This is a genomic window from Novosphingobium sp. SG707 (genome assembly GCF_012275515.1).
Taxonomy (GTDB): domain Bacteria; phylum Pseudomonadota; class Alphaproteobacteria; order Sphingomonadales; family Sphingomonadaceae; genus Novosphingobium.
Genome location: NZ_JAAZQL010000015.1, coordinates 34,315 through 55,907, shown reverse-complemented (window position 1 = coordinate 55,907; position 21,593 = coordinate 34,315). Strand labels below are relative to the sequence as shown.

Below are 21,593 nucleotides of genomic sequence, written 5' to 3'. Positions count from 1 at the left end.
CAACAAATCATAGGTGCATGCAGACAGGTTTGGTCCACATTCCGCCCAACGAGAGGAGAGCTTATGCCCCAACCTGAAAACCGCCGATTTCTCTTGGTGAAACGCCCCGTTGGCACGCCCTTGCGCGATGATTTTCAACTGGTGCGCGAGGCCGTGCCCGATGCGCCCGATGGCGGCATGGTGGTGCGTAACCGCTTCATTTCGCTCGATCCGGCCCAGCGCGGATGGATGGATGACGCGCCCAGCTATATGCCGCCGATCGCGCTGGGCGATCCGGTGCGCGCCACAACGGTGGGCGTGGTCGAGTCCTCGCGCAATCCTGATTTTCAGCCCGGTGACTGGGTGCTGGGGCTGAACGCCATCGAAGATTTCTCGGTAGCGTTGCCCGGCGGCTTCACCAGCCGGATCGATGTGGGGATCGTTGACCGGCCCTCGCGCTATCTCTCGGCGGTGGGCGCGGTGGGGCTGACCGCCTATTTCGGCCTGCTCGACGCCGGAGCGCCCCAACCGGGCGAGACGGTGCTGGTGACAGGGGCGGCAGGCGCGGTCGGCTCGATGGTGGGCCAGATCGGCAAGATCATGGGGATGCGGGTGATCGGCATTGCCGGGGGCGCCGAGAAATGCCGCCGCCTGGTTCAGGATTACGGCTTTGATGCGGCCATCGACTACAAGGGCAAATCACAGGATGCCATCGCCGCCGAAATCGCCGCAGCGGCGCCCCAGGGCATTAACATTCTGTTCGAAAATGTCGGCGGCGCGGTGATGGATGCGGCCATGCTCAATCTGGCCCTGCACGCCCGCGTGGTGCTGTGCGGCCTCATCAGCGAATATAACAGCGCGCAAAAGGTGGGCATGCGCAACCTGTGGCAGGTGATTGTCAAACAGGCCACCATCAAGGGCTTTCTGATCGCCGCCTATGTCCCCCGCTTTGCCGAAGGCGGCGCCCGGATCGCCCAATGGATCGCCGAGGGCAAATTGCGCGTCGACGAGGATGTCCAGCATGGACTGGACAATGCCTATGACGCCTTCATGCGGCTGTTTTCGGGGGCCAACACCGGCAAACTGGTGCTGGAGGTCGATTGATGGCGGGGCGGCTCGACGGGCGCTGCGGCCTTGTCACGGGCGCGGGGTCGGGCATTGGGGCGGCCACCGCCCGGCGCCTGCGACAGGACGGCGCGCAGGTGCTGACGGCGGATCTGCGGGGCGAGGTTGACCTGCTGCTCGATGTGACCGCGCGCGATGCGGGCAAGGCCCTGATCGAGGCGGCGATGGCCCGCTTTGGCCGCCTCGATTTCGTCGTCCCCTGCGCCGGTGTCAGTGCTTTTTGCCCGCTTGCAGGGCACAGCGACGACTATTTCGAGCAGGTCATGGCGGTCAATGTCACCGCCGTCTTCCGGCTGATCCGCGACGCCGCGCCCCATTTGTGCGCCAGCCCGGCGGGGCGGATCGTCACCATCGGCTCGGTCACTTCGGCCTTTGGCGATGCGGGGCTGGTGGCTTATGGCACATCCAAACACGCGGTGCTGGGCATGACCCGCGCGCTGGCCGGCGAGCTTGGGCCCCATGGCGTCACCGCCAATTGCGTGATGCCCGGCGCCATCGACACGCCCATGACCGCGCCCGCCTTTGCCGCCATGCCCGAATATCGCACCCATTGGGAGCAAAAGGCCGCGCTGGGCCGGTTGGGCCAGCCAGAGGATATTGCCGATGTCATCGCCTTTTTGCTGAGCGATGACGCGCGCTTTGTCACCGGGCAGGGATGGATGGTGGACGGCGGGGCGATGACGCGGATGTGATCGCCCCGCCCTCTGTCAAACTGGCCCGCTCAGAACTGCACCCGTTTGGTATAGCCGCCATCGACCACGATGTTGGTGCCCGTGGTATAGGACGAGGCGTCGCTGGCCAGAAAGACCACGGTGCGCGCCACGTCTTCGGGCCCGCCCCAGCGGCCGAGCGCAAATTGCGCCTGGGTGGCATCGTAAAGTTCGGGCATCGCCCCTTCGATCGCCTCCCAATTGCCGCCGGGGAATTTGATCGGGCCGGGCGAAACGGCATTCACCCGGATGCCCTTTGGCCCCAGCGCCTGACTGAGCTGTCCGGCATAGACGATCAATGCCCCTTTGAGCGCATTATACCCCTGCGGCACGATAAAGGTTTCCAGCCCCGCCGTGCTGGCGGTGATGACAATGCTGCCCGCGCCCGATGCGGCCAGATGGTCTTCGAACACCTCGACCCCGATGACCGCGCCCATGATGTCGTAATCAAGGCCCTTTTGCCAATCGCCGGTCGCGCCCGCGCCGCTGGTCGAAATCATCGGCACAAAGATGTCGCAGCCGCCCAACGCATCAGCCGCACCTGTCAGCCACGCACGATAGGCATCATGACCCGCCTCCATGTCAAAGGCCGAGCCGAACACCTTGCCGCCATGCTTTTCAAGAGCCGCCACAGTTTCGGCCACCTGATCGGGGTTGCGCGAACAGAAGGCGACATCGGCCCCCTCGGCGGCGAACAATTCGACGCTGGCGCGGCCGATACCCCGGCTGCCCCCGGTCAGAATGACCTTTTTGCCCTTCAGTCCCAGATCCATTTTGCACATCCTCTTTGCCGCGCCACACCAGCGCCGGTGATGGGATGACCTTGCGCATCCCCTCCCGCCGCGGCCACTCGCCTTTTGGAGAGGAATGGCAGGCGGGCCGGTGTGATAGCAAGGGGCAAGCACGATAAAACGAGAGGGTATTATGGGCCGATTGACTGGCAAGCGCGCCATCGTTCTGGGCGCGGGCAACAAGGGCAACATGGGGCAGCATATCGCCCGCCGCTTTTTGGACGAAGGCGCCCAGGTCACCGTGGCGGGCCGCAAGGAAAGCGTGCTGGCCGAATTTGCCGGGGCCAACGCCTGCCACTGGGCGGCTTGCGACATCACCAGCGCGCAGAGCCTGGCCGCGATGGCCGATGCGGCCGTGGCGGCGATGGGGGGCGTGGACATTGCCGTCAACGCCACCGGCTGGGGCCTGCTCAAGCCGTTCCTCGACACCACGCGCGAAGAATTGGATGCGATGACCGATCTGCAATATATCGGCCCCTATCAGTTTTTTCAGGCGATGATCCGCAAGATGGCCCGCAGCATGGGCGGCCAGGGCGGATCGATCATCCAGATCAGCAGCGCCACCGCCACGATCATGCTCAACGATCACGCCGCCTATATGGGCACCAAGGCGGGAACCGACCATGTCATCCGCTGTGTCGCCCATGAGTTCGGCGCCGAGGGGATACGCGCCAATTCGATTTCGCCGGGCCTGACCGAAACGCCGATGACGGCCGATGCCAAAACGGTGCCGGGCCTGTTCGACTGTTTTGTCGCGGGCTATCCGCTGGGCCGGATCGGCACCAGCGATGATATTGCCGCCGCCGCTGTGTTTCTGGCCAGCGACGAATGCTTTATGACCGGAGAGAACCTTCAGGTGAACGGCGGCCTGACCCTGCGCCGCAACCCCACGCGCGAGGAAATGGGCGCCGCGATCGCCGCCGCCACGGGGGGATAAGGCCGAACGCCGGGGGCTCTTTTCAGCCCCCAGCCTCAGCTTTTATGCGCTCGGCAATGTCGGCGCGCAGGCGGTCCTTGCGGATCTTGCCCGAAGCGGTGCGGGGCAGGCTCTCGACCCATTCAAAGCGTTCGGGAATCTTCTGTTTGGCCAGCCCGCTCTGCGCCACATGAGCGGCCAGGTCTGCCGCCTGCGCCCCGCCTTGCCCCACCACAAAGGCGCAGACCCCCTCGCCCAGACGCGGATGGGGCATGGCCACCACCGCGCAATCGGCCACGGCAGGATGGGTCAGCAGGACCTGCTCGATCTCGGTGGCGGAAATGTTTTCGCCGCCCCGGATAATCAGGTCCTTTTTGCGCCCGGTGATGGTCAAACCGCCGCGCGCATCGCGCCGTCCCAGATCACCGGTGAGAAAATATCCTTGATCATCAATGACCTCAGCGGTCTGGGCCGGATCGGCATAGCCCACCATCATCGCCGGACCCCGCGCCAGAATCTCGCCCTCCTGCCCGTCGGGCAGATCGTGGCCCGCCTCATCGACGATCCGCACCTGATAATCGACGATGCGCCCATCGGTCGCCGCCGCCAGTTCGGGGGCATCGGGCCAGCCAAAGGTGACCAGCGGCACTTCGGAGCTGCCGAAAACGCGAAAGGGGGCGCAATGGGCAAAGGCCTTGCGCGCCTTGGCGATGACTTCGGGCGCCACCGCCGCTCCGCCGCAGGCAAAGAAGCGCAAGGAGGGCAGACCATCGCCCGCCGCCAGCGCCGCATGGGCCAATTCGACCAGAAAGGGCGTCGCCGCCACGGTCCCCACCACCTGATGCCGATGGATCAGGGCAAGGGCCTCCTCGGCATTCCAGCTTTCCATCAGCACCGTCTGCGTGCCCGCCACAAAGGGCATGGCCAAGCCATTGGCATAGCCCGAAACATGCGTCACGGGCGAGGGCATCAACACCGCATCGCCCCGCCCCAACCCCCAATAGGCCGCGCTCTGTTCGATGATGCGGCCCAGCGTGGCGTGGCTGTGCAGCACGCCCTTGGGCCGCCCGGTGGTGCCCGATGTGTACAAAACCATGCTGATGCTTTGCGGATCAACGCTCTCGCGGGCCGCAGGCAAGGCCGCCCCCGCCGCGATCAAGGCGCCATAATCATCGGCCCCCTGCCCCCGCACGGTGAAAATATGCGTCAGTTCGGGCAGATCGGCCTGAACCCGGCGCGCCATGGCCAGATAGTCGATCTTGCGGAAAACATGCGGCACAAAAATCGCCGTCGCCCCGCAATCGCCCAGCATGATACGCATTTCGGTATCGCGATAGATCGGCACGATGGGGTTGAGCACCAGCCCGGAAAGCGCCGCCGCCATATTGAGCACCGCCGCCTCGCGCCAGTTGGGCAATTGGAACGCCACCACATCGCCGCGCACCAGCCCGCGCGCGCGCAGCGCCGAGGCCAGCGCCATCGCCTCGCCCCAGACCTCGGCCATGGTCATCGCGCCCTGCGGGTCGATCAGGCACAGATCATCGCTGCGGCTCTGCGCCCAGTCCTGCGCGCGGTCGGCAATCGTGCGGTCCGGCCACAGGCCGTCGGCGGCAAAGGCGCGCTGATGAGGGGCCGGCACCTCTGGCCAGAGCCGGGGAGTTTTGTTGCAGTTGCCCATGAACCTCTCTCGTTATCGGCGCCATTGTGGGGCGGGGTGGCGGCCCTGTCCACTTGGCAAAAGGGTGAGGGCAAAAGAGTGAGGAACCTGTCACCTGTCCCAGCTTGGCAGCCCCTTGCGCCTGCGGCAGTCTGTCAGCCGAAAACCCCGTTTGAGGGAGGAGAGGATTGATGAGCACCCATAAGGTGGACCGCCGCCAGCGCATTGGCGATGTCGCGGAAATCATGCTGGATTACGTGGAACACAAAACCACCTATCAGGCCCAAACGACCGCCAGGGTGCGCACCGCCAGCTATACCGACCCCGACCAGTGGAAGGCGGAGATCGAGCTGATCTTTCGCCGCGTGCCGCTGATGCTGGGCTTTACCGCCGAAATGCCCCATCCAGGCGATTTCAAGGCGATGGAGGCCATGGGCCTGCCCGTGCTGATCAGCCGCGACAAGAGCGGGCAGGTGCGCGCCTTTCTCAACGTCTGCTCGCATCGCGGGGCGCCGGTGGCCGCCGAGGGGCGGGGCAATTGCGCGCGCTTCATCTGCAAATATCACGGCTGGACCTATGCGCAGGACGGCAAGCTTATCGGCCTGTCGGAAGCGGCGACCTTTGGCGATGTGGACCGGGCGGGTCTGGCGCTGCGCGCGCTGCCTTGCGAGGAACGGGGCGGCATGATCTTCGTCTGCCTTACGCCCAATGCGCCGATGGATCTCGATCACTATTTTCAGGGCTTTCTGGAAGATTTCGAGGCGGTTGATTTTGCCAATTGGGCCTATCTGGGCAGCCGGGTGATCGAGGGGGCCAATTGGAAGATCGCCTTTGACGGCTATCTCGAAGGCTATCACTTCGCCTCGCTGCACCCCAACACCATCGAGCCGCGCACGCCCTCCAACCGCACCTTCTATGAAGGTTTCGGCCCTTCGATGCGCATCGGCTTTCCCCAGCATCGCATTGCCGAGGCGCTGAAGGACATTCCGCGCGACCAATGGGGCGATCAGGAAAACAACGGCTTTGATTTCGTGCGGATTCTCTTTCCCAATGTCTCGGCCTTTCTTGCGCCCGAAATCACCCAGGTCGCCCAGCTTTTCCCCGGGCCGACACCGGACAAAAACCGCACCGTGCTGCATTATCTGCGCCGCGACCCGATCCGCGATGATGCCGACCGCGAAAGCGTGGAAAGCATGATGAATTTCTTCCGCGATGTGACCTATCAGGAAGATTACGTCATCGGTATGGAGATCCAGAAAGGGCTGGAAAGCGGCGCCCATGACAATCTGACCTTTGGCCGCAACGAGCGGGGCAACCAATATTTCCACGAATGGCTCAACTGGTATCTGCAGGACGATCCGACCCTGCCCGAACCGGTCATGTGAACCACGCCCCTCACCGCCCGGCCAAGCAAACGGAACAAAGCATCCCATGACGCTGCAAGACAACAAATCGCGCTATTCGCCCGAATTCGATGTGGCCATGCGCGGCGACACGATCACGGCGGACCGTTATATCTCGCCCGAATGGATGAAGAAGGAACACGCCAATCTCTGGCCCAAGGTCTGGCATCTTGGCGGCATGCTCGCCGAGCTGGAGGAGGAGGGCGACTTTATCCGCCATGATTTCGGCAAGGAATCGGTCATCATGGTCCGCCAGGGCGATGATACGATCCGCGCTTTCTACAACTCCTGTCCGCATCGCGGCAACCGGCTGGTGCTGGGCGATGCGGGCCATATGCCGCGCATCACCTGCGGCTATCACGGGTGGCAATTCACCCCCGACGGCGTGCTGGCCAAGGTGCAGGATCCGGATGATTTCCCCGATGGCAATCCCTGCGGCAAGGTCCATCTCTCATCTTTGCGCTGCGAGACATGGGGGCCTTTCGTGTTCTGGTGCATGGACGATGATGTCCCTCCCTTACGCGAATGGATGGCGCCGCTGCAGGACCGTCTGGCCAATTACGGCCTCGACAATTGGGTGCGGGTGCTCAAACTTTCATGCGATGCCGATTTCAACTGGAAGATCATCCGCGACAATTTCAACGAGAGTTATCACCTGCCCACCATCCATCCCGAACTGGCCACCTTTATCAACGATGGCCTGCCCACCACCTTGTTCGAGATGTATGAGAGCGGGCATAATTCGATGTGGATGATCGGCCATCAGGCCACCACCCGCGTCGATTATCACAGCGCCGAAGTGCCCGCGCCGCTGGATGACATTGCCCGCGCATGGGGGATCGACCCGGCCGATTACAACGGCCACACCGGCGACATCCGCGCCGCCGTGATCGAGGCCAAGCGCCGCCTGGGTCCGGAGCGCGGCTATACGATGTATGCCGATATGACCGACCAGCAATTGGTGGACTATTTCCACTGCACGCTGTTCCCCAATCTCACGCTGACCATGTCGCCCGAACAGTTGCAGGTTTTGCGCACCGAACCGCATCCCACCGACCCGGAAAAGTGCATTTTCCAGCATTGGGTGCTGATGCCGCCGATCAAGGGGATGAAGGAAGTGGCCACGCCCATCGGCAATGTGCCTCTCCGCCATGACGCGGTGGTGCGCCACAGCAAATATGGTGACGGCGTCTCGCTGGGCTTTGTCGCCGATCAGGATCTTTCGATCGGCACGACCCAGCAACAGGGGCTCAATTCGCGCGGCTTCAAGGGCTGCTTCCTGCCCGCGCAGGAAAAGCGCATCCAGCGGTTTCACGAATTGCTCAACGATTATGTCGAGGGGCACCGATGACCTGCCCGCCCTCCGAACGCTTCGCCATTGCTGATCTGGTTACCGCCTATGCGCTGGCGGTGGACCGGATCGGCGATGCCGATGGGGTGGCCGCGCTGTTTGCTCACGATGGCGTCTATGACCTCTCGGCATTGGGCATGGGAGAAATCGCCGGGCGCGAGGGGGTGCGTGCGTTTTTTGTCGATGCCTTTGCGGGCATGGCGCAAAATGCCCATTTCATTAGCAACCTGTCGGTGTCGGCCTATGACCCGGCCGGGTCCGCGCAGGTCCAGGCCCATGGCCATGCCTTCAGCCTCGGCAAGGATGGCAATCTGCTGGAGGTCAAAGCGCGCTATGCCTTTGATCTGGTGCGGCGGGGCGATGGCTGGCTGATCGCGCGGCTTGGCATGGCGATGCTCCTGCCCCCGGTGGTCACGCCGCAAGGTTGACCAAAAAGGCCCGGCAGGATCATCCCGCCGGGCCTTTTCCTTTCAGCTCATGCAATAACCGCCATCCATCATAAACTCGCTGCATGTGACAAAGCTGGCCGCATCCGAACACAGGTAAACCACCCCACCCGCCATTTCCTCGGGCCGCCCCAGCCGCCCGATGGGATGGGCCGCCACCACGCCCTGCATCGAAGCCTCAATCGAAGGCACCGCGCCCAGATCGACATAGCGCTGCATGATGGATTGCAGCATCGGCGTGTCGATCCCGCCGGGATGGACGCTGTTGGCGCGGATATTATAGCCCAACGCGGCAAATTCGGCGCCCATGCATTTGGACAGCATTTTGACCGCCGCCTTGCTGGTGCAATAGGCCCCGTTGAACGGCGCGCCCTTGATCCCGCCCACGCTGGAAAAATTGACGATCGAGGCGCCGCTCGCCCGCGCCTTGCCGCCCTCTTTCAACATGGGCAGCAGGGTCTGCACGCCCACGATCACGCTTTCGACATTGACCTGATGGATGCGGCGCCATTCCTCCAGCGGGGTTTCCTCGATGCTGGCCACGATGCTGATCGCGGCCACATTGACCAGAGCATCGAGACGACCATATTCGCGCGCCACCAGATCGGCCACCGCCTGCCAGTCGCCCACATCGGTGACATCATGGGCCAGCGCGTGATCGGCCCCGACATCGCCGGGCGCCACCATGTCGGTGGCCACGACGGTTGCCCCGGCCTCCTTCATCGCGCGCACGACCTCACGCCCGATCCCGCCCCGCGCGCCGGTGACCACCGCCACCACATTGTTCAGCGAAATGCTCATCGACCCAACTCCTATTGCGCGGTCCAGCCGCCATCGACCACCAGTTCGGCCCCGGTGACATAGCTGGCGTCCGCGCTGGCCAGAAACGCGGCCGGTCCGGCCAGTTCGGACGGTTCGGCAAGGCGGCCGATGGGTGTTGCCTTCTCCATCGCGGCCACCAGGTCCTCCGTCTTCTGGGCAAAACCCTTGTCCACCCAACGCTGAAACCCGGCGTTGAGCAGCGGCGTTTTGACAAAGCCGGGGTGGAGCGAATTGGCGCGGATCGGCATACGCTTGCTGGCAAATTCGATGGCGATGCCCTTGGTAAACAGGCGCACCGCGCCCTTGCTGGCATTATAGGCTGAGACTTCGGAATAGCCGACCAACCCCATGATCGAACTGATGTTGATAATACTGGCCCCGCCCGCGACACCGGCCCCGCTCTGCGCCATCAACGGCACCAGCGCCCGCGTGCCCAGAAACACCCCGTCGACATTGACCGCCATGATCCGCCGCCACGCCTCAAGGCTCAGCGTCTCCACCGCGCCCGTCAGGTCGATACCGGCATTGTTGACCAGAATATGCGCCGCGCCATAGGTGTCGCGCATATGGTCGGCAATGCCCTGCCACGACGCCTCGTCGGTGACATTGGCGCTGATATAGGCGGCCTTCTCGCCCAGAGCGGCGATGGTCTCGCCCACCGCCTCGCTGCCTGCCGCGTCCAGATCGGCGATCAGAACCTGCGCGCCCTCCTCGACAAACCGCCTCGCAATGGCCAGGCCGATGCCCCGCAAACCGCCGGTGACCAGCGCCACCCGCCCTTCCAGTCTTGCCATCGTCAAACTCCCATCATGCCGGCGGTGGTGGCACCGTCGATTGTGATTTCCGCGCCCGACACAAAAGCCGCCTCATCGCTGGCCAGATAGGCCACAAGCCCCGCCACTTCCTCGACCCGCGCCATGCGGTTGAGCGGCGCCATGCCTTCGTAGATGGCGCGGACCGCCGCCGGATCGGGCATGCTTTCCATGATGTTGCGGATAAGGTCGGTTTCCACGACGCCGGGCAGAATGGCATTGACGCGGATGCGATATTTCTTTTGCCCGCAATAGACCGCCGCCGATTTGGCAAGCGCCACCACCGCCGCCTTGGTGGTCGAATAGGTGACATAATTGCCCAGCGGCCTTGCGGCATTCATGCTGGAATTGATGATGATCGAGCCGGTCGCGCCCTCGTTTCTGGCCATGGCGCGGATCGCATGCTGCACGGTCAGCATCACCCCGGTCTGGTTGATACCAACCAGCCTGCTCCATGCCTCGATGGACACATCCTCGATGCTGGCGTCGCCCTGTTCGGTGCCCGCATTGGCAAAGGCGATGTCGAGCCGGCCATAGGCCTCGATCACCCGCTCGATCAGCGCGGGCCAAGCCGCGGCATCCTCGACGCGGTGGCTGACGAACAATCCGCCGACCTGCGCGGCCAGCACCTCGCCAATGTCCGCCTTCGATCCGGTAAAGACCACTTTGGCCCCTTCGGCGGCCAGACGCCGCACCGCGCCCGCGCCGATCCCGCTGGTTCCGCCCGTCACAAGCGCAACTTTTCCTTCCAGCCTGCTGGCCACTGATCGCTCTCCTTGGATTATGCTCTTGGGCCCATCATGCCCGATTAACGCGCGGGCGAAACCTATGCTTTCGGCAAGGTGACTTGCCCCCTTTGGCCATAATAGACCATGATCGGCACAACAGCCGGGCGCGCGCGACCCGGCACGAGAGGACAGGACGGCAAACCACCATGGCGGACAGCGACCCCACCACCACCCGTATCAAACCCACTCCTGAAAGCTGCGGCCTGCCGGTGTCCGAGGGCATCAGCTGGCTGGAACTGATGGCGCAGGATTCGCGCCCCGCCCCCGATGTGCTGACCACGCCCTCCTATCAGAACCGGGGCAGCAGGCCTTTGGCCGCCGCGCGCTATACCAGCGAGGATTTTGCAAGGCTGGAGCGCGAGCGCATGTGGCCCCGCGTCTGGCAATTTGCCGCGCGCGAAGAAGACCTGCCCGAAGCGGGGGATTATGTCGTTTATGAAAACGCGGGCCGATCCTTCCTGATCTCGCGTCAGGATGATGGTTCGGTGCGGGCCATGCATAATGTCTGCCTGCATCGCGGGCGCAAATTGCGCACCGAGGATGGCCATGCCGACCGCTTCGTCTGCCCCTTCCACGGCTTTGCCTGGAACAAGGACGGCAGTTTCAACCACATGCCCTGCAAATGGGATTTCGCCCATCTGGAGGAGGCTAACCTCTCGCTGCCCCCGGTCGAGGTCGGCCAGTGGGGCGGCTATATCTTCCTGCGCGAGGAGCCGGGCGGACAGACGCTTGAGGAATACCTCGCCCCCCTGCCCGAACATTTCAAACGCTGGCGGCACGAGGAATGCACCACCGTCATGTGGGTGGGCAAAGAGGTGCCCGCCAATTGGAAAGTGACCGCCGAGGCCTTTATGGAGGCATGGCACACCATCGTCACCCATCCCCAGCTTCTGCCCTTCACCGGCGATTGCAACAGCGCCTATTGGACATGGGGCGATCATGTGAACGTCAATCTGGTGCCCTTTGGCATCATGTCGCCCCACCTTGACCCCGCCGCCCACAACCAGCAGTGGATCGTGGACGAATTTGTCAAATATAACGGCCGCAGCGGCGACAATTACGAAGGGGGCAGCGATCCCTATTACGTCTCTGTGCCCGAGGGCATGACCGCGCGTGCGGCGCTGGGCGCCAAGATGCGCGCCGCCTACACCGCCCAGACCGGCTATGACCATGAGGACGCCACCGACGCCGAACTGCTCGACGCGCTGGTCTATAATGTGTTCCCCAATTTCGCGCCCTGGGGCGGGTTCATGCCCAACATCGTCTATCGCTGGCGGCCCGGCAAAACGCCCGACACCTGCATCATGGAGGTCCGCATCCTGATGCGCGTGAAGAAGGGCGAAAAGCATCCCCGCGGCGTGCCGATGAAATTCCTGCGGCTGGACCAGAAATGGACCGAGGCGCCCGAACTGGGCATTCTGGGCGATGTGTTCGAACAGGATATGGACAATCTGCCCTTTGTGCAGGAAGGGCTGCATGCCTCGAAAAACGGCATCGTCAATCTGGGCAATTATCAGGAAATCCGCCTGCGCCAGTTTCAACAGACGCTCGACCGCTATCTGGACATTCCCGAGGGCAGCGACGGGAAGCAGGCATGAGCGAGGGCATCAGCGAGGCGCATCCCAGACGCATCAATTGCGTGCTGATCTGCGGCGGTGTGTGGCATGACATGGACTTTGCCCGGCTTGAACTGCTCAAGCTGCTGGGCGAGGATCCGGCCATCCGCACCCGCGTGTTCGAGGATTATGAGAACATCGCCGCCATCGAGGCGGCCGACATCCTCATCACCTACACCTGCGACGTCACCCCGTCTCTCGCGGCGCAGGAGGCGCTGAAAGGCTGGCTGGAGCGGGGCGGGCGGTGGTATGCGCTGCACGGCACCAATTCGGTGCTGCGGCTGCTCTCCGATGGGCCGAATGCGGGCCTGTGGGACGCACCGCGCTGGGCGCCGCTGTTCATGGATCTGCTGGGCAGCCAGTTCATCAGCCACCCGCCCATCGCCCCCTACCTTGTCGAGGTGGCCGATCCCCGGCATCCGTTGGTCGCGGGGGTCGAACCTTTTGAGACTACCGACGAGCTGTACCATCTCGAAACCCACGGCGATCTGCATGTCCTGCTCGACACCGCCTGCACCGAGCCGGGCACGGGCTTTGTCGAGGCCGATGGCGCGCCGGGGCGCCATCCGGTGTTTTATATCAAGGATCATGGCCGGGGCGCGGTGCTTTATCTGACGTTGGGCCATTGCCGGGGCCATTATGACCTGCAACCCATGCTCGACTGGTGGCCCAGTGTCGATCGCTGCGCGTGGGATCTGCCGGTGTTTTATGATCTGCTGCGCCGGGGGCTGGGCTGGCTCAAAGAACCGCTGGCCGCATAAAATCCAAGGGCCGGTGAGCATCCTCACCGGCCCTTTGTTTCAGGCCGCCTCCTGCGCATAGCGGTCAAGCTGGGCCAGCGGACTTTCCGGCCAGCGCGAGAGCAGCACCAGCCGTTTGTGGCCATGACCAATCGAGAGTTCGTCGGTCACGCCCATGCCGCCGTGGAACTGGATCATGTCATGGCCCAATTCGACCGAGACCTGGCTGATAAAAGCCCGCGCGCCGTGGACGGCCTGCGCAAACCCATCCTGCCCCTCGGCCACCAGTGCCGAATTGATCAGCGCCTTGCTCTGCTCCAGCGCGGCATAATGGGCGACCATCCGGTGCTGGATCGCCTGAAACCGGCCCAGCGCGGTGTTGAACTGGCTGCGTGTGCGCAGATATTCGAGCGATTCATCAAAGATGCGCTGCATCACGCCCACCGCCTCGGCCGCGCGGGCCAGATCGGCCAGAGGCATGATCGCATCGAGGAGTTCCAGACCGCCATTCAGCCGATGGCCGGCGGGCGCATCATCAAAGCGCAGCAATCCGGCCACACTGCCGTCGATCATCCGCCACGGCGTGATCGACAGGCCCGGCGCATCAGCCGCTACCAGATAAAGCCCTACCCCCTGCTCGTCGGCGGCGCTGACGATGAAGGCGTCGGCGCCAATGGCGGCGGGCACGCAATGCTTTTCGCCGCTGATGCGCATGTCCCTGGCCGTGGTGGCCACGGTGCGCGCGGCCTCGGCATGGGCCAGCGCGACGCGGCGGCGACCGGCGCAGAGATCCTCGGCCCATGGCCCGGCCAGCGACTCATCGGCCCCCGCCAGCAGCAGCCGCGCGCCCACCAGCACGCTTTCGCACAAAGGCTCGACCACCAGCCCCCGGCCCAGCGCCATGAACAGCGTGACCATCGCCCCCGCCGTCAATCCCAGCCCGCCATGTTCGGTCGAAACGGGCGCCGCCATCAAGCCGAATTCGGCCAGCATATCCCAGTTTTCCTGACTGAAACCATGGGGTTGCGCCTGATAGGCGCGGCGGCGCTCAATGTCATAGCGCTCGGCCGCAAAGCGGTCGGCCAGAGCCTCAAGCATCATCTCTTCTTCGCTGAGATTGAAATTCACGGTTTTGCTCCCTTGGACAATAATCTAGCACTACCGACAGGCCAAAAACGCTGCGAAAAAGGCTAGGATGCCTCAACGCCCGAACAAAAGAAGGCAAAGCGAAATGGTACTGGAGATGGATGCCCCAAGCCTTGAATGGGTTGACGCCGTGCGAATCGCATCGCCCGACCAGATCCGCCCTGCAGCCGAGGCCCTCAACCGCATCGCGCTGGATTGCGGGATGCAGGTCGCCCCGGCCCACAACATTGCCGACAAGCGCACCCCTGTGGACACCGAGGGCAATGTGCTGGCCCGCGACGTGTTTGGCTGGACCAGCGACAAGGCATGGTGGCGCAACCCGCGCATCGCGCTGGATTCGCCGATCACCTCGGCCTGCCGCTTTGAAAGCGAGCCGTTCTGGCTCAATGAAAAAGGCTTTCACACAAGGCAGGCCAACCGCTATCTGAGCGGCATTGATCTGAGCAATTTCGAAGCGCGCGCCATGACCAGGGCCGCCATTGTCGTCCCGGTTCATCTGCCCTTTGGCCAGATCGGCGCGGTGTCGTTCAACCCGCTGGACCAATCGATCACCGATCTTGGCGACATGTTTGAACGCTATGGCGACATTTTCGGCCTGCTGAGCCGCACCTTCATCGCCAGCTATGTCAACACGATGGGGCTGGCTCAGGCGCTGCCCGCCAAATCGCGCCTGTCCAAGCGCGAGGTGGAATGCCTGCGCTGGGCCGCGATCGGCAAGACTGATCTGGAAATCAGCATGATCATCGGCCGCAGCCGGGCCACGGTGCGTTTCCACATCCACAATGCCTCGATCAAGCTGGACGCCGTCAACCGCAGCCAGACTGTCTTCAAGGCGGCGCAACTGGGTTATATCTCGCTGCATAAATGATCGCGGCGCCGACTTGGCAATCTTGTTGGCCCCACACCGCATCGGTGCTGGGGCCGCTGGCTGTGTCGCCATGGAGGCTCGGCCCAACAGGCCTGAAAATTGTCTCAGCCTAGCGTTTTGAAGAGTCGCCAGCGGGCGCATCGGGGCGCTTTATCCGGACATAAGGAATCAACGGAAACCAAGAGGAGAGCCACCCTGTCAGCCGACGCACCCCTGTTTATGCCTGATGCCCCGCTGCATCTGATGGGCGGACGCCATCGGCAGACCGGGCGCGTGACCTTTCCCTATCCCGGCGATGGGCCCGGCGCCGAGTTCGATCCGGTGGCCCTGCCCACGCGCGGCACAGTCTGGTCCTATACGATCCAGCGGTTTCGCCCCAAAACCCCGCCCTATGCCGGGCCGGAGGCCTTTGAACCATGGGCGCTGGCCTATGTCGAATTGCCCGGCGCGGTGATTGTCGAGGCGCGTCTGGTGGGCGTTGATCTGGACGCGATCCGCATCGGCATGGCGGTCGAGCTGACCCGCGTGGCGCTTGACCCGGCCGCGCAGGACCCGTTCTGGCTCCCCGCCTTTTGCCCGGAGGCCGCACAATGAGCGCGGCCACCAATGTCTGCATCATCGGCATCGGCATCCACCCCTTTGGCCGCACCGATGGTGTATCGGGGCTGGATCAGGGCGCCCATGCGGTACGCGCCGCGCTGGCCGATGCGGGCGTGGCGTGGGGCGATGTCCAATTTGCCTATGGCGGATCGGATGCGGCGGGCAATCCCGACACGATGGTAGACCGGCTCGGGTTGACCGGGATGCAGTTCATCAACGTCAGGAATGGCTGCGCCACGGGCGGATCGGCGCTGTTTTCCGCGCAAATGGCCATTCGCTCCGGCGAATTTGAACTGGGGCTGGCGGTCGGCTTTGACAAGCATCCGCGCGGCGCTTTCAACGCGCTGCCCGCCGAATATAATCTGCCCGAATGGTATGGCGCGGCGGGCTATATGGTCACAACGCAATTCTTCGCGGCCAAGATCATGCGCTATATGCACCTTTATGGCATCAGCCGCCGGACGCTGGGGCTGGTGGCGCAAAAGGCCTTTGCCAATGGGGTGCATGCCCCCCATGCCTGGCGGCGCGAAGAGGTGGCGCTCGACACCATCCTGAACGCGCCGATGGTCTCGGACCCTTTCACCAAATATATGTTCTGCTCGCCGGGCGAAGGCGGGGTGGCGCTGGTTTTGGCCAGCGAGAAGAAGGCGCGCGAATTGGGCATTCGCCCGATCCATCTGGCCGCGGCCACCATGCGCACCCGCCCCCCGGCCAGCTTTGAGGTCTTTGCCCCCAGCATCGAGATCGGCGGCGGGGTCAACACCGCCACCCGCCTTGCCGCCGCCGCCGCGTTTGAAAAGGCAGGCATTGGCCCCGGCGAGATCGATCTGGCCCAATTGCAGGACACCGAGGCAGGCGCCGAAATCATGCACATGGCCGAAAACGGCTTTTGCGCCGATGGCGATCAGGAGCAATGGATCGCCGAGGGGCGCACCGCCATCGGCGGCGGCCTGCCGGTCAACACCGACGGCGGCTGCCTTGCCTGCGGCGAACCGATCGGCGCGTCGGGCCTGCGGCAGGTCTATGAAAATGCCGTCCAATTGCGGGGGCTTGGCGGGGGGCGACAAGTCCCCGGCGCCCCGCGCACCGCCTACAGCCACGTCTATGGCGCCCCCGGCGTCTCGGCCGTCACCATTTTGCACACATAGAGCCGCCATGAACCTTGAACTCACCCCCGAAGAACTGCGTTTCCGCGAAGAGGTCCGCGCGTTTCTGGCCGCGCATCTGACGACGCAAATCCGCGAAGGCGCGGAGGCCACCCCGTCGGTTTTTGTCGAGCCCGACATCGGTCAGGCGTGGAATGCCATTCTGCACAAGCAGGGTTGGCTGGCCTATCAATGGCCCAAGGAATATGGCGGCACGGGCTGGAGCCCGGTACAGCGCTATATCTTTGAAAAGGAATGCGCCGAGGCGGGCGCGCCCAATCTGACCGTGCTGGGGCTGAAGCTGGTGGCGCCGGTCATCTATACGTTCGGCACGGCCGAGCAAAAGGCCCATTATCTGCCCCGCATCCTGTCGGGCGAGGATTATTGGTGTCAGGGCTTTTCGGAACCGGCCAGCGGGTCGGATCTGGCCAGCCTGCAATGCCGCGCGGTGCGCGATGGCGACAAGTATATCCTCAACGGGTCCAAGATCTGGACCACGCATGCCCATTGGGCCAACCGGATGTTCTGTCTGGCCCGCACCGATGCCAGCGGGCACAAAAGCACCGGCATTTCCTTCCTGCTGGTCGATATGAACCAGCCGGGGATTTCGGTGCGCCCGATCCTGACGCTGGCGGGCGACCATGAGGTCAATCAGGTGTTTCTGGAGGATGTCGTCGTTCCCGTTACCGACCTTGTCGGCGAAGAAGGCGATGGGTGGAAGCTGGCCAAGTTTCTGCTGGAAAACGAGCGGGGCGGGTCGTGCCATGCGCCCAAGCTGGCCTATGACCTGCGCCGGATTTGCACCGATGCGGCCGATCAACCCGATGGGGCGGGCGGCGTGATGGCCCATAATGCCGACTGGCGCCGCCGGGTGGCGCGCGCGCGGCTGGGGGTTGAATCGCTGGAGATGATCGAGCTGAAAATCCTGTCCGAAATCGCGCAGGGTCAGGCGCCGGGGCCGCAGACCTCGCTGGTCAAGCTGCTGGCGTCAAACCTGCGGCAGGAAATCGACCTTCTGGCGATGGATCTGCTGGGCTTGGCGGGGCTGGAACTGGACATGCGTCGTCCGCTCTATGGCCCCGACGCCCCGACGCCCGTCCACAATCGCCAGACCCAGGTTGCCGCCGCCCGCTATCTCAACAGCCGGGCATGGACCATTTTTGGCGGCACCAACGAGGTGCAGGCCAGCATCATCGCCAAGACGGTGCTCAACCTCTAGCCTGCCGAACAGAACAACAAAACGCCGGGAGCCGGAAATGCAATTGAGCCGAGAAGCCCTGCTGGCCGCCTATCGCCAGATGAAGATCATCCGCGAATTTGAAGAGCGGCTGCATGTCGAAATCCAGACCGGCGAGATTGCCGGTTTCACTCACCTTTATTGCGGTCAGGAGGCCGTGGCGGTGGGCGTATGCGAACATCTCTCGCCCGCCGACAAGATCGTTTCGACCCATCGCGGCCATGGCCATTGTCTGGCCAAGGGATGCGATGTGAATGACATGATGAAGGAAATCTGGGGCAGCCGCGAGGGCCTTTGCAAGGGCAAGGGCGGGTCGATGCACATTGCCGATGTGACCAAGGGCATGTTGGGGGCCAATGGCATTGTGGGGGCGGGCGCGCCGATTGCGGTCGGGGCGGCGCTGGCCTCGCGCGTCGATGGACCGGGGCCGGACGGCTTGAAAATCGCCATCGCCTTTTCCGGCGACGGCGCCTGCAATCAGGGCACGACCTTTGAGGCGATGAACCTTGCCGCCGTGACCAAAGCGCCGTGCATTTTTGTTTTCGAAAACAACCACTATTCCGAACATACCGGCGTATCCTATGCGGTGGGCACCAATCAGGACATCGCCAGTCGCGCCGAAGCCTTCGGCATGAAGGCATGGCGCGCGGACGGCACCGATTTCTTTGCCGTCCATGACACGATGCGCGAGGTGCTGGATTATGTGCGCGCGGGCCATGGCCCGGCGGCGGTCGAATTCGACACCGAGCGCTTTTTCGGCCATTTCGAGGGCGACCCCCAGCGCTATCGCGGCCCCGGCGAACTCGACCGTATCCGGGCCACGCGCGATTGCCTCACCCGGTTCCGCGCCTCGGTAAAAGGCGCCGGCCTGCTCTCGGACGCCGATCTGGACGCGGTGGACGATGATGTGATGGCCGCCATCGAAGGGGCCGTGGCCGCCGCCCGCGCCGCCGCAAGGCCAACACCCGAAGACGTTCTGGCCGACGTCTATATCGCCTATTAAGCGCGGGAGAAGTTTGATGAGCAATATGATGTACCGCGCCGCCGTCCTCTCCACCATCATGGAAGAAATGGAGCGCGACCCCAATGTGGTGGTGCTGGGCGAAGATGTGGTGGGCGGCATGGGGACCGAAGGCGGACCGGAGGCCATTGGCGGCATCTGGTCAACCTCGACCGGGCTGTATGACCGCTTTGGCGCAACCCGCGTGATCGACACGCCGATTTCGGAAAGCGCGATTGTCGGCGCGGCGGCGGGGCTTGCCCTGTCGGGCAAAAGGCCGATTGCCGAATTGATGTTTGCCGATTTCATCGGTGTCTCGCTCGACCAGATCTGGAACCAGATTGCCAAGTTCCGCTATATGTTCGGCGGCAAGACGCGCTGTCCGGCGGTGATCCGCATGGCCTATGGCGCGGGATACAATGCCGCAGCCCAGCACAGCCAATCGGTGCATCAGATCCTGACGGGCATGCCGGGGCTGAAGGTGGTGATGCCCACCACGCCCGCCGATGTGAAGGGCTTGCTGCGCACCGCGATCCGCGACGATGATCCGGTGATTTTTCTTGAGCACAAGGCGCTTTACGCCACCACCGGCGAAGTGCCCGATGATCGCGATTTCATGATCCCCTTTGGCCATGCGCGCCTGTCGCGCGCCGGGGGCGATGTCACGATCATCTCTTCGGGCCTTTTGCTGGGCATGTGCGAGGCGGTGGCCGACAAGCTGAAAGGCGAAGGCATCGGCTGCGATGTGATTGACCTGCGCACCACAAGTCCGCTCGATGAAGAGACCATTCTCGACAGTGTCGAGGTGACGGGCCGGGTGGTGGTGGTCGATGAAGCCCCGCCGCGCTGCGGGCTTGGCGCCGATCTTTGCGCGCTGGTGGCGGAAAAGGCGTTCTCCAGCCTCAAGGCGCCGCCGCTGCAAGTCACCCCGCCGCATACGCCCATTCCTTTCGCCCGCGAATTGGAAAGCGCCTATCTGCCTTCGGTCGACAAGATCGAGGCGGCGGTGCGCCGCGTGCTGGCATGGCGATAAGGGAGGCGATGATGCCGGACATCCGCCCGTTCTGCATGCCCAAGTGGGGCATCGAAATGACCGAAGGCACGCTGGCCGACTGGAAAGTGGCCGAGGGTGACACGTTCGCCAAGGGGCAATTGCTGTGCCTGATCGAGACCTCCAAGATCACCAATGAGGTCGAGGCCGAATATGACGCGGTGCTGGCCCGTGTGCTGGTGCCCGCAGGCGCTGAGGCGCAGCCGGTCGGCACGCTGCTGGCCGTGACCGCACAGGCCGGGACCAGCGCCGAGGAAATCGACGCCTTCATCGCCGTCTTCCGCCCCGCCAATGCGCCGACCAACCCCAACGCCGCAACGCGCGAGGAACCTGCGCCCGCCCCCGCTCCGCGCCCGATCCAGACCAACCGCGCCATCAGCCCCGAAGCGCTCAAGCTGGCCGAGGCGAGCGGGCTGGACATTGAGCCGATCGAGGGTTCGGGCCGCCATGGCCGCATCACCTTGCAGGACGTCCAGCAGGCCTTGAACGCGCCCGCCCGCCCGGTGCTGGTCGGTACGCTGGCGCTGGCCGAGGAAGGCAAGGCCTTTGCCTCGCCGTTGGCCCGCCGGATCGCGGCCCAGCACGGGATCGACCTGTCCGGCGTCAAGGGCACCGGGCCGCGCGGGCGCATTTCCAAGGCCGATGTGCTGGCGCTGGTGGCCACGCCTGCGCCCATGCAGGGCGCGGCTTTTGCCCCCGTGCCCAACCCGCCCGCCATCGTCCCGTTTGACCGGGTGCGCAAGGTGGTGGCCCAGCGCCTGACCCAGGCCAAGCAGGAGATCCCGCATTTCTATCTGCGCTCCAGCGCGCGGCTCGATGAACTGCTGGCCCTGCGAAAAACGGCCAATCTCGTGCTGGGGGCGCGGGCCTCGATCAATGACTATCTGGTGCGCGCGGCAGCCCTTGCGCTGGCCCGCCACCCTGATGTCAATGTGCAGGTTCACGGCGCCACCATCCACCGCTTTGCCCATGCCGACGTCGCGATCGCCGTGGCCAGCCCCAATGGCCTTGTCACGCCCGTCGTCCGTCAGGCCGACCGCCAGAGCGTGACCCAGATTGCGCAAGCCACCGCCGCGCTGATCGACAAGGCCAAGGCCGGGCGCCTCTCGCTGGGCGATATGGAGGGCGGGACCTTCTCGATTTCGAACCTTGGCATGTTCGGGGTGGAGGAATTTACCGCCATCATCAACCCGCCGCAGGCCGCGATCCTCGCCGTGGGCGCGGCAGCGCGCGCGGTGTGCGAAAGACCCGACGGCAGCGCGGGGTTTGAAACCCGCCTCGCCCTGACGCTCTCGGTCGATCATCGCGCCATTGACGGCGCGGCGGCGGCCCAATTCCTCGCAACGCTCAAGGGGCTGATCGAAGCGCCTGAAGCCCTGTTTGCCTGAAA

The 21,593-nt window shown here is 64.0% G+C and carries 21 protein-coding genes; 15 read left to right on the top strand and 6 right to left on the bottom strand.

Features of this window, described 5'->3' with window-relative positions:
• The first annotated feature begins 63 nt into the window (after window positions 1-63).
• Entirely contained in the window at window positions 64-1,083 is a 1,020-nt protein-coding gene (locus tag FHW92_RS24100; protein ID WP_168605840.1) for an NADP-dependent oxidoreductase, read from the top strand.
• Entirely contained in the window at window positions 1,083-1,796 is a 714-nt protein-coding gene (locus FHW92_RS24095) for an SDR family NAD(P)-dependent oxidoreductase (RefSeq protein WP_168605839.1), read from the top strand. The genes FHW92_RS24100 and FHW92_RS24095 overlap by 1 nt, the downstream gene beginning before the upstream one ends.
• Window positions 1,797-1,825: 29 nt before the next feature.
• Here the strand turns inward: FHW92_RS24095 and FHW92_RS24090 are convergent, their stop codons facing one another.
• Window positions 1,826-2,587 carry an SDR family oxidoreductase gene (locus tag FHW92_RS24090; protein ID WP_168605838.1) on the bottom strand — a complete coding sequence of 254 codons (762 nt, stop codon included), beginning with the start codon at window positions 2,585-2,587 and terminating at the stop codon, window positions 1,826-1,828.
• 151 nt (window positions 2,588-2,738) lie between these two features.
• Here FHW92_RS24090 and FHW92_RS24085 point away from each other — a divergent pair, with 151 nt between their 5' ends.
• On the top strand, window positions 2,739-3,542 hold the full coding sequence (locus tag FHW92_RS24085; RefSeq protein ID WP_168605837.1) for an SDR family oxidoreductase: 804 nt from the start codon (window positions 2,739-2,741) through the stop codon (window positions 3,540-3,542).
• Window positions 3,543-3,564: 22 nt separating this feature from the next.
• Here FHW92_RS24085 and FHW92_RS24080 read toward each other — a convergent pair whose 3' ends face one another.
• The gene (locus FHW92_RS24080; RefSeq protein ID WP_349237748.1) at window positions 3,565-5,160 is read right to left on the bottom strand and encodes an AMP-binding protein; all 1,596 of its coding nucleotides are present in this window, start codon (window positions 5,158-5,160) and stop codon (window positions 3,565-3,567) included.
• 209 nt (window positions 5,161-5,369) lie between these two features.
• Between FHW92_RS24080 and FHW92_RS24075 the strand changes: the two genes are divergently transcribed.
• From FHW92_RS24075 to FHW92_RS24065, 3 genes are read left to right on the top strand one after another with little or no spacing between them, the layout of a single operon-like run.
• Complete coding sequence (locus FHW92_RS24075) at window positions 5,370-6,563, top strand: SRPBCC family protein (protein WP_168605835.1); 1,194 nt, start codon at window positions 5,370-5,372, stop codon at window positions 6,561-6,563.
• A 46-nt stretch (window positions 6,564-6,609) separates the two neighbouring features.
• A complete protein-coding gene (locus FHW92_RS24070; protein WP_168605834.1) occupies window positions 6,610-7,932 on the top strand; it encodes an aromatic ring-hydroxylating dioxygenase subunit alpha in 1,323 nt (440 codons plus the stop codon).
• Window positions 7,929-8,360 (top strand): nuclear transport factor 2 family protein, encoded by a 432-nt coding sequence (locus tag FHW92_RS24065; protein ID WP_168605833.1) that lies wholly within the window; start codon window positions 7,929-7,931, stop codon window positions 8,358-8,360. The genes FHW92_RS24070 and FHW92_RS24065 overlap by 4 nt, the downstream gene beginning before the upstream one ends.
• Before the next feature lie 42 nt (window positions 8,361-8,402).
• Here FHW92_RS24065 and FHW92_RS24060 read toward each other — a convergent pair whose 3' ends face one another.
• The 3 genes from FHW92_RS24060 to FHW92_RS24050 are packed head-to-tail and all read right to left on the bottom strand — an operon-like array spanning window position 8,403 to window position 10,776.
• On the bottom strand, window positions 8,403-9,179 hold the full coding sequence (locus tag FHW92_RS24060) for an SDR family oxidoreductase (RefSeq protein WP_168605832.1): 777 nt from the start codon (window positions 9,177-9,179) through the stop codon (window positions 8,403-8,405).
• A gap of 11 nt (window positions 9,180-9,190) precedes the next feature.
• Complete coding sequence (locus FHW92_RS24055) at window positions 9,191-9,994, bottom strand: glucose 1-dehydrogenase (protein WP_168605831.1); 804 nt, start codon at window positions 9,992-9,994, stop codon at window positions 9,191-9,193.
• A gap of 2 nt (window positions 9,995-9,996) precedes the next feature.
• Window positions 9,997-10,776, bottom strand: a complete 780-nt coding sequence (locus FHW92_RS24050; protein WP_168605830.1) for an SDR family oxidoreductase — start codon at window positions 10,774-10,776, stop codon at window positions 9,997-9,999.
• Between the two features lie 170 nt (window positions 10,777-10,946).
• Here FHW92_RS24050 and FHW92_RS24045 point away from each other — a divergent pair, with 170 nt between their 5' ends.
• Both FHW92_RS24045 and FHW92_RS24040 read left to right on the top strand, forming a co-directional pair.
• Entirely contained in the window at window positions 10,947-12,398 is a 1,452-nt protein-coding gene (locus FHW92_RS24045) for an aromatic ring-hydroxylating dioxygenase subunit alpha (protein ID WP_168605829.1), read from the top strand.
• Window positions 12,395-13,177 carry a ThuA domain-containing protein gene (locus tag FHW92_RS24040; RefSeq protein WP_168605828.1) on the top strand — a complete coding sequence of 261 codons (783 nt, stop codon included), beginning with the start codon at window positions 12,395-12,397 and terminating at the stop codon, window positions 13,175-13,177. Before FHW92_RS24045 ends, FHW92_RS24040 begins: the two co-directional genes overlap by 4 nt.
• A 39-nt stretch (window positions 13,178-13,216) precedes the next feature.
• Here FHW92_RS24040 and FHW92_RS24035 read toward each other — a convergent pair whose 3' ends face one another.
• Entirely contained in the window at window positions 13,217-14,284 is a 1,068-nt protein-coding gene (locus FHW92_RS24035; RefSeq protein WP_168605827.1) for an acyl-CoA dehydrogenase family protein, read from the bottom strand.
• 115 nt (window positions 14,285-14,399) lie between these two features.
• On the opposite strand from FHW92_RS24035, the gene FHW92_RS24030 reads away from it, so the two are divergent.
• The 7 genes from FHW92_RS24030 to FHW92_RS24000 all read left to right on the top strand — a co-directional run bounded on the left by FHW92_RS24030 (window position 14,400) and on the right by FHW92_RS24000 (window position 21,591).
• Window positions 14,400-15,170: a LuxR C-terminal-related transcriptional regulator gene (locus tag FHW92_RS24030; RefSeq protein WP_168605850.1), complete on the top strand. Its 771-nt coding sequence runs from the start codon at window positions 14,400-14,402 to the stop codon at window positions 15,168-15,170.
• Window positions 15,171-15,389: 219 nt separating this feature from the next.
• A complete protein-coding gene (locus tag FHW92_RS24025; RefSeq protein WP_168605826.1) occupies window positions 15,390-15,764 on the top strand; it encodes an OB-fold domain-containing protein in 375 nt (124 codons plus the stop codon).
• A complete protein-coding gene (locus FHW92_RS24020; protein ID WP_168605825.1) occupies window positions 15,761-16,918 on the top strand; it encodes a thiolase family protein in 1,158 nt (385 codons plus the stop codon). Before FHW92_RS24025 ends, FHW92_RS24020 begins: the two co-directional genes overlap by 4 nt.
• Before the next feature lie 7 nt (window positions 16,919-16,925).
• Window positions 16,926-18,134 carry an acyl-CoA dehydrogenase family protein gene (locus tag FHW92_RS24015; protein ID WP_168605824.1) on the top strand — a complete coding sequence of 403 codons (1,209 nt, stop codon included), beginning with the start codon at window positions 16,926-16,928 and terminating at the stop codon, window positions 18,132-18,134.
• A gap of 37 nt (window positions 18,135-18,171) precedes the next feature.
• Complete coding sequence (locus FHW92_RS24010; protein ID WP_168605823.1) at window positions 18,172-19,155, top strand: thiamine pyrophosphate-dependent dehydrogenase E1 component subunit alpha; 984 nt, start codon at window positions 18,172-18,174, stop codon at window positions 19,153-19,155.
• 16 nt (window positions 19,156-19,171) lie between these two features.
• Complete coding sequence (locus FHW92_RS24005) at window positions 19,172-20,185, top strand: pyruvate dehydrogenase complex E1 component subunit beta (RefSeq protein ID WP_168605822.1); 1,014 nt, start codon at window positions 19,172-19,174, stop codon at window positions 20,183-20,185.
• Window positions 20,186-20,196: 11 nt separating this feature from the next.
• Window positions 20,197-21,591 carry a 2-oxo acid dehydrogenase subunit E2 gene (locus FHW92_RS24000; protein WP_168605821.1) on the top strand — a complete coding sequence of 465 codons (1,395 nt, stop codon included), beginning with the start codon at window positions 20,197-20,199 and terminating at the stop codon, window positions 21,589-21,591.
• Window positions 21,592-21,593 lie beyond the last annotated feature (2 nt).

Bases quoted from the DNA above. Each gene is read 5' to 3' on its own strand.
- FHW92_RS24100 (WP_168605840.1), top strand. From the start codon at position 64: ATGCCCCAACCTGAAAACCGCCGATTTCTCTTGGTGAAACGCCCCGTT.
- FHW92_RS24095 (WP_168605839.1), top strand. From the start codon at position 1,083: ATGGCGGGGCGGCTCGACGGGCGCTGCGGCCTTGTCACGGGCGCGGGG.
- FHW92_RS24090 (WP_168605838.1), bottom strand. From the start codon at position 2,587: ATGGATCTGGGACTGAAGGGCAAAAAGGTCATTCTGACCGGGGGCAGC.
- FHW92_RS24085 (WP_168605837.1), top strand. From the start codon at position 2,739: ATGGGCCGATTGACTGGCAAGCGCGCCATCGTTCTGGGCGCGGGCAAC.
- FHW92_RS24075 (WP_168605835.1), top strand. From the start codon at position 5,370: ATGAGCACCCATAAGGTGGACCGCCGCCAGCGCATTGGCGATGTCGCG.
- FHW92_RS24070 (WP_168605834.1), top strand. From the start codon at position 6,610: ATGACGCTGCAAGACAACAAATCGCGCTATTCGCCCGAATTCGATGTG.
- FHW92_RS24065 (WP_168605833.1), top strand. From the start codon at position 7,929: ATGACCTGCCCGCCCTCCGAACGCTTCGCCATTGCTGATCTGGTTACC.
- FHW92_RS24060 (WP_168605832.1), bottom strand. From the start codon at position 9,179: ATGAGCATTTCGCTGAACAATGTGGTGGCGGTGGTCACCGGCGCGCGG.
- FHW92_RS24055 (WP_168605831.1), bottom strand. From the start codon at position 9,994: ATGGCAAGACTGGAAGGGCGGGTGGCGCTGGTCACCGGCGGTTTGCGG.
- FHW92_RS24045 (WP_168605829.1), top strand. From the start codon at position 10,947: ATGGCGGACAGCGACCCCACCACCACCCGTATCAAACCCACTCCTGAA.
- FHW92_RS24040 (WP_168605828.1), top strand. From the start codon at position 12,395: ATGAGCGAGGGCATCAGCGAGGCGCATCCCAGACGCATCAATTGCGTG.
- FHW92_RS24030 (WP_168605850.1), top strand. From the start codon at position 14,400: ATGGATGCCCCAAGCCTTGAATGGGTTGACGCCGTGCGAATCGCATCG.
- FHW92_RS24025 (WP_168605826.1), top strand. From the start codon at position 15,390: ATGCCTGATGCCCCGCTGCATCTGATGGGCGGACGCCATCGGCAGACC.
- FHW92_RS24020 (WP_168605825.1), top strand. From the start codon at position 15,761: ATGAGCGCGGCCACCAATGTCTGCATCATCGGCATCGGCATCCACCCC.
- FHW92_RS24015 (WP_168605824.1), top strand. From the start codon at position 16,926: ATGAACCTTGAACTCACCCCCGAAGAACTGCGTTTCCGCGAAGAGGTC.
- FHW92_RS24010 (WP_168605823.1), top strand. From the start codon at position 18,172: ATGCAATTGAGCCGAGAAGCCCTGCTGGCCGCCTATCGCCAGATGAAG.
- FHW92_RS24005 (WP_168605822.1), top strand. From the start codon at position 19,172: ATGAGCAATATGATGTACCGCGCCGCCGTCCTCTCCACCATCATGGAA.
- FHW92_RS24000 (WP_168605821.1), top strand. From the start codon at position 20,197: ATGCCGGACATCCGCCCGTTCTGCATGCCCAAGTGGGGCATCGAAATG.